At 72.4% G+C, this 6,460-nt stretch carries 6 protein-coding genes and 1 tRNA gene; 6 read left to right on the top strand and 1 reads right to left on the bottom strand.

The features are described from left to right. Window positions 1-31 precede the first annotated feature (31 nt). A tRNA-Arg gene (locus tag N865_RS20970) sits at window positions 32-103 on the bottom strand. A 148-nt stretch (window positions 104-251) separates the two neighbouring features. Here N865_RS20970 and N865_RS20965 point away from each other — a divergent pair. The 6 genes from N865_RS20965 to N865_RS20940 form a co-directional block, all read left to right on the top strand. Further along, window positions 252-1,055: a DALR anticodon-binding domain-containing protein gene (locus N865_RS20965; RefSeq protein ID WP_034810223.1), complete on the top strand. Its 804-nt coding sequence runs from the start codon at window positions 252-254 to the stop codon at window positions 1,053-1,055. 2 nt (window positions 1,056-1,057) lie between these two features. Continuing rightward, a complete protein-coding gene (gene lysA / locus N865_RS20960) occupies window positions 1,058-2,476 on the top strand; it encodes a diaminopimelate decarboxylase (protein WP_034810222.1) in 1,419 nt (472 codons plus the stop codon). Between the two features lie 129 nt (window positions 2,477-2,605). Then, a complete protein-coding gene (locus N865_RS20955; RefSeq protein ID WP_051511201.1) occupies window positions 2,606-3,910 on the top strand; it encodes a homoserine dehydrogenase in 1,305 nt (434 codons plus the stop codon). Beyond that, on the top strand, window positions 3,910-5,004 hold the full coding sequence (thrC, locus tag N865_RS20950; protein ID WP_034810220.1) for a threonine synthase: 1,095 nt from the start codon (window positions 3,910-3,912) through the stop codon (window positions 5,002-5,004). Before N865_RS20955 ends, thrC begins: the two co-directional genes overlap by 1 nt. A 4-nt stretch (window positions 5,005-5,008) precedes the next feature. Beyond that, window positions 5,009-6,004 carry a homoserine kinase gene (locus N865_RS20945; protein WP_245603862.1) on the top strand — a complete coding sequence of 332 codons (996 nt, stop codon included), beginning with the start codon at window positions 5,009-5,011 and terminating at the stop codon, window positions 6,002-6,004. Window positions 6,005-6,232: 228 nt separating this feature from the next. Continuing rightward, on the top strand, window positions 6,233-6,460 hold a 228-nt coding region (locus N865_RS20940), incomplete at its 3' end, for a Rho termination factor N-terminal domain-containing protein (RefSeq protein WP_322786077.1).

The following is a 6,460-nucleotide window of genomic DNA, read 5'->3' as shown; positions in this document are numbered from 1 at the left end:
CTGTCAACGGTGTCTCGGGACATCACACTAGTGCCCCCGGCAGGATTCGAACCTGCGCTCCCGCCTCCGGAGGGCGGTGCTCTATCCCCTGAGCTACGGGGGCGTCGCGCGCATTTTGGTGCGCCCGGTGAGATTAGCAGCACTCGGGCCGGTTCGAGGAATGGGGGAGTGGCACACCGTCTACAGAGCCCCCGATGACCGGCCCTCGGGGGGTCCGATCGACTCGTGGGCTGCCTCGTAGACTCGGCGGCATGACGCCCGAGCAGCTGCGCCGGATCCTTGGCGACGTGGCCGCCCGAGCCGCCCGGACCGGCGTGCTGCCCGACGGGGCCGAGGCCGGTCCGCCCGCCGGTCCGATCTTCCGGCCCGCCGAGGTCCGCCCGGCCGGCGTCGTGGCCGACTGGGTCACACCGGTCACCCAGCGATGGGCGCCGCAGCTCGACCTCGAGGCACGTGAGCTCGCGCGCATCCTCGCCCAGGGCCTGACGGAGGAGCGCTCCGTCCAGGCGGTCGAGGTCGCGCCCTCGGGGCTGCTCGCCATCACGCTGAGCGACGTGGCCCGGTCGGGCATCATCGCCACCGTCTTCGAGCACGCCGACACGTGGGCGCTCGCACCCGGTCAGTCGATGGGCGACGTGGCCGAGGTCGTCGAGGAGCCCGGCGCGCGTCATCCTGGCGACCCGCTCCGCCACGTCCAGCTGGCGCACGCGCGACTGTGCCGGCTCATCCGCAACGCCGAGGCGGTCGGTGTGGAGATCCGCGAGACCGACCGCCGTGAGGAGCTCACCCACGTCGTCGAGCGTCACCTCCTCGTCGCGCTCGCCGACCTTCCCCAACGCCTCGACACCCACGCCGGCGACCCGCAGCAGACTCGCCGAGCCCTCGTCGACCTGGCTGCGCTGGCTTCCGGCTGGCAGCACCCGATCCGCCCCGCCGCGCCGGACGAGCCGATCCTGTCGATCCATGGGGCCCGTCTCGCCCTCGCGACCGCTGCGCGGATCGTCTTGCGCAATGGACTCTCACGCGTGGGGGCCGCGGCCCCCGAAAGGATGTAGGAATGCGTGCACACGAAGCCGGAGCCCTCCACGCGGAGGGATACCGAGGGCCCGCCTGGCTCCAGACCCCAGCGGACGTCAACGCCCTCGTGCCCTCCCTGTGGGCCCAGTCGGTGGAGCGTGGTGACGACGGCGTGCTCAGCGTCGGAGGCGTGGGTGTCGCCGACATCGCCCGCGAGTTCGGCACCCCGGCCTACGTCGTCGACGAGGCGGACTTCCGCTCTCGCGCGCGAAGCTTCAAGCAGACCTACGACGAGGTCTTCGCCGACCTCTGTAGCGGCGCCGACGTCTTCTACGCAGGCAAGGCCTTCCTCTGCACCGAGGTGGCCCGCTGGATCCATCAGGAGGGCCTGCATCTCGACGTGTGCACCGGCGGCGAGCTCGCCGTCGCCATCCGGGCGGGCGTGCCCGGCGAGCGGATCGGCATGCACGGCAACAACAAGAGCGTCGCCGAGATCCGGGCCGCGCTCGAGCACGGAGTGAGCCGGATCGTCATCGACTCCTTCGACGAGATCGAGCGCGTCTCCGCGGTCGCAGCCGAGCTCGGCGTTGTCGCCCCGGTCCTCATCCGGGTCACCGTCGGGGTCGAGGCGCACACCCACGAGTTCATCGCCACCGCACACGAGGACCAGAAGTTCGGGCTGTCCCTCTCGGGTGGGCACGCTTTCGAGGCCGCCCGCCTCGTTCTCGAGCGCCCCGGCACCCTCCGGCTGCTGGGCCTCCACACGCACATCGGCTCGCAGATCTTCGACACCGCAGGGTTCGAGGTGTCCGCCCACCGCGCACTCGGCCTGCACACCCGCATCGCGAAGGAGCTCGGCCACGCGATGCCCGAGCTCGACCTCGGTGGCGGGTTCGGCATCGCGTACACGACCGAGCACGACCCCCTTCCGCCGCGGCAGCTCGCCCTTCAGATGGCCGCGATCGTCGAGCGCGAGTGCCGCGCCGACGGCGTCCCCGTGCCGCGGATCTCGATCGAGCCGGGGCGCGCCATCGCCGGCCCGAGCACCTTCACCCTCTACGAGGTGGGCACCGTCAAGCCGGTCGACCTCGACGGCGGCGCCTCCCGCGCCTACGTCTCCGTCGACGGGGGCATGAGCGACAACGTCCGGACCGCGCTCTACGACGCCAACTACTCGTGCACCCTGGCCAACCGAGCCTCCGACGCCGAGCCAGTCCTGGCGCGCGTCGTGGGCCGGCACTGCGAGTCGGGTGACATCGTCGTCAAGGACGAGTTCCTCCCTTCCGACATCACGGCGGGCGACCTCATCGCGGTGCCCGGGACGGGCGCCTACTGCCGTGCCCTGTCGAGCCAGTACAACCACACCCCCCGCCCGCCGGTGCTCGCCGTGCGAGACGGGGTCGCGCGGGTCATCGTCCGGCGCGAGACCATCGACGACCTTCTCGCTCTCGACGTCTGAGATGTCCGGGATGAGCGGTCGGTCGGGGGGCGTCGGCGGTGCAGATCTTTCGGTGTGCATGTCCGGATCGCGAAACAACGACCGTCCATCAGGCGGACAAGCGGCAGGATTCGCAGGGTGGTCAGTGTCGTGAGTACCCATCGTCCGCTTCGGGTCGCGCTTCTCGGGGCCGGCGTCGTCGGAGGCGCCGTTGCGCGCCTCCTCACCGAGCACGCCGACGACATGGCGGCCCGCGTCGGCGCGCCACTGGAGATCGTGGGCATCGCCGTGCGTCGCGCCGGGCGCGACCGGTCCGACCTCGGGGTCGACCCGGCGCTGTTCACGACCGACGCCGACGAGCTCGTCACGCGGGCTGATGTCGTCGTCGAGGTCATCGGCGGCATCGAGCCGGCCCGTTCGCTCATCCTTCGCGCGATCGAGCACGGCGCCTCGGTCGTCACGGCCAACAAGGCGCTGCTCGCCGAGGACGGCCCCACCCTGTATGCCGCTGCCGCCGAGAACGGCGTGGACCTCTACTACGAGGCCGCCGTCGCGGGCGCGATCCCGCTCCTGCGCCCCCTGCGCGAGTCGCTCGCCGGCGACGAGGTGACCAGGGTCCTCGGCATCGTCAACGGCACGACCAACTACGTCCTCGACAAGATGGACACGACCGGGGCCGGCTTCGCCGACGCCGTGGAGCAGGCCCAGGCCCTCGGTTACGCCGAGGCCGACCCCACCGCCGACGTCGAGGGCTTCGACGCCGCGGCCAAGGCGGCCATCCTCGCCTCGCTCGCCTTCCACACCCGGGTCTCGGGCACCGACGTCTACCGGGAGGGCATCACCGAGGTCACCGCGGCCGACGTCGCCGCGGCCCGCGAGATGGACGCCGTCGTCAAGCTTCTCGCGATCTGCGAGCGGAGCGACCGGGGTGTCTCCGTCCGCGTGCACCCGGCGATGATCCCGAGGACGCACCCGCTCGCGGGCGTCCGCGAGGCCTTCAACGCCGTCTTTGTCGAGGCCGATGCCGCCGGTCAGCTGATGTTCTACGGCAAGGGTGCGGGCGGCGACCCGACCGCGTCGGCGGTCCTCGGCGACATCGTCGCCGTCGCTCGCCACCGGGTCGGCGGTGGCCTGGGCCCCGGCGAGTCGAGCTATGCAGACCTGCCGATCCTCACCATGGGTGATGCGATGACCCGCTACCACATCAGCCTCGACGTGGAGGACCGCTCCGGCGTCCTCGCCCAGGTCGCCTCCGCCTTCGCCGCCCACGACGTCTCCATCGAGACCGTGCGCCAGCAGCTCGTCCCCGGCGAGGCCGGCCAGGCGGCGCGCGCCAACCTCATCATCGTCACGCACACCGCGACCGATGCTGCCCTCTCGTCCACCGTCGAGCGACTGCGCACCCTCGACGTCGTCCGCGGCGTCAACTCGGTCATGCGCGTGGAAGGTTCCTGATGGCCCACCAGTGGCGGGGTGTCATCCCCGAGTACGCCGACCGGCTGCCGATGCTCGCTGATGCCCCGGTCATCACCCTGCACGAGGGCGGGACGCCGCTCATCCACGCGGAACGCCTCTCCGCGATGGTCGGGGCCGAGGTCCACCTCAAGTACGAGGGGCTCAACCCGACCGGCTCGTTCAAGGACCGCGGGATGACGACGGCGATCAGCCTCGCCGCGAAGAAGGGCGCCAAGGCGGTCATCTGCGCAAGCACGGGAAACACGAGCGCCTCGGCCGCCGCCTATGCGACGAAGGCCGGGATGGCGTGCGCCGTGCTCGTCCCGGCGGGCAAGATCGCGATGGGCAAGCTGAGCCAGGCGATCGCACACGGCGCGACGCTCCTTCAGGTCGACGGCAACTTCGACGACTGCCTCACGCTCGCCCGCAAGCTCGCCGAGGCCTACCCCGTCGAGCTCGTCAACTCCGTCAACCCGGCCCGCATCGAGGGGCAGAAGACGGCCTCCTTCGAGGTCGTGGACGCTCTCGGCGACGCCCCCGACATCCACTGCCTTCCCGTCGGCAACGCCGGCAACATCACGGCCTACTGGCGGGGCTACCGCGAGTACTCCTCCGACCCGTCGGTGAGCGACGAGCCCGGGCCGGCCTCCCACCTGCCCGTCATGTGGGGCTTCCAGGCCGCAGGGGCGGCGCCGCTCGTCCTCGGCCACCCCGTCGACCACCCGGAGACGATCGCGACGGCGATCCGCATCGGCAACCCGGCGTCGTGGGACCAGGCGATCGAGGCGCGCGACCAGTCGGGCGGGCGCATCGCTGCGGTGACGGACGAGCAGATCCTCGAGGCGCACCGCTTCCTCGCCGCCCGCGAGGGCGTCTTCGTCGAGCCCGGCTCGGCGGCCTCCGTCGCCGGCCTGCTCGCGAGCCATGCGGCCGGGCTCGTCCCCGCGGGTGTCCGCATCGTGTGCACCGTGACCGGCCACGGCCTCAAGGACCCCCAGTGGGCCCTGCGCACCGCCGACGGCTCCGAGGTGCAGCCGACCCGCGTGTCGGTCGACGCCTACTCGGCCGCCCGGGCGCTCGGGCTCGAAGGCTGATCCCGTGAGCTCCTCCGGCACCGTGTCCTCGCCCGTGCGCCCGGGTCGGCGCTCGGTCCGGGTGCGCGTGCCGGCGAGCAGTGCCAACCTCGGCCCCGGCTTCGACTCGATCGGGCTCGCCCTGGGCCTCTGGGACGACTACCTCGTCACCGCCACCGCCGAGCCGGGGCTGCACGTCGAGGTCACGGGGGAGGGGGCGAACGACGTCCCCACCGACGACACCCACCTCGTCGTCGCCACCATGCGGCATACGTGGTCGGTCCTCGGTGTCGACGCTCCGGCGGGTCTGCAGCTCACCGCCACCAACGGGGTCCCGCACGGGCGGGGCCTCGGCTCGTCCGCCACCGCCATCGTCGCGGGCGTCATTGCGGCCCAAGCACTTTCGGGGGGCCCCGAGAGTCCGTATGCCGCTGGGCTCGCTCCCGGAGCCCCCGTGGCGGTCGACCTCGGGGTCGCCAACCACCTCGCGAGCAGCCTGGAGGGGCACCCCGACAACGCGTCCGCGAGCGTCTACGGCGGCCTGACGGTCAGCTGGATGCCGGACGGCACGGGACTCGACCGCGGCGAGTGCACGGTCACGGCCCGGCCCGCGCTGCACCCGGACATCGACGTCGTCGCCTTCGTCCCCGACACCCAGCTCTCGACCCGGACGGCACGAGCGGTGCTGCCCCCGACCGTCCCGCTCGCGGCGGCCGCGGCCGGGGCCGGACGGGCCGCGCTGCTCGTCCACGCCCTGACGGCCGACCCGGCCCACCTTCTCGCGGGGACCCGCGACTGGCTCCACCAGGAGGCGAGGCGCCCCTCGTACCCCGAGACGATGGCCCTCGTCGACCGGCTGCGGTCGCGGGGTCACGCGGCCTTCGTCTCGGGCGCCGGACCGACCGTTCTCGTCCTCACGACGCGCGACGCGGCCGCCGAGGTCGCGGTCACGGACGACGCGCGCTGGCGACGCGTCACGCCGGGGATCGCCCTGACCGGCGCAGAGGTGACGGTCGCCTGACCCGGATTTGACAGTCGGCTTCAACCGAATGTCGGGGGGTGGGTGTTATCCTCTGAGTGCACCACAGGCCGCGTTCGCGCAGGCCGGTGCGTCACCCCCAACGCCGAGGCGACGATGCTCGCCTCCGACGCGTGCTGCGGCGATGGGGATCCCGTTGGCCAGAGTCACTGGCCCAAGCCCGGCCCCGTGGACGTCTCCCGGGCCGCAAACGAGGGGGAAGGATCCTTCGTGTCAGAAACCACCACCCGCCCGGTCTCCGGCCTGTCCGCCATGAAGCTGGACGAGCTGAAGGGTGTCGCCTCCTCGATGGGCATCACGGGCACGACGAAGATGCGCAAGAGCGACCTCGTCGAGGCCATCAAGGCCCGCCAGGCCGGAGGCGGCGCAGCCGCTCCCGCCGCCGAGGCGGCGGCACCTGCGCGCGCATCCCGCCGCGCCAGCCGTCCCGCAGGGGCG

The organism is Intrasporangium oryzae NRRL B-24470, from assembly GCF_000576595.1.
Taxonomy (GTDB): domain Bacteria; phylum Actinomycetota; class Actinomycetes; order Actinomycetales; family Dermatophilaceae; genus Intrasporangium_C; species Intrasporangium_C oryzae.
Note: the sequence above shows the minus strand (reverse complement) of the source record. Positions and strands in the feature narration are given on the sequence as shown.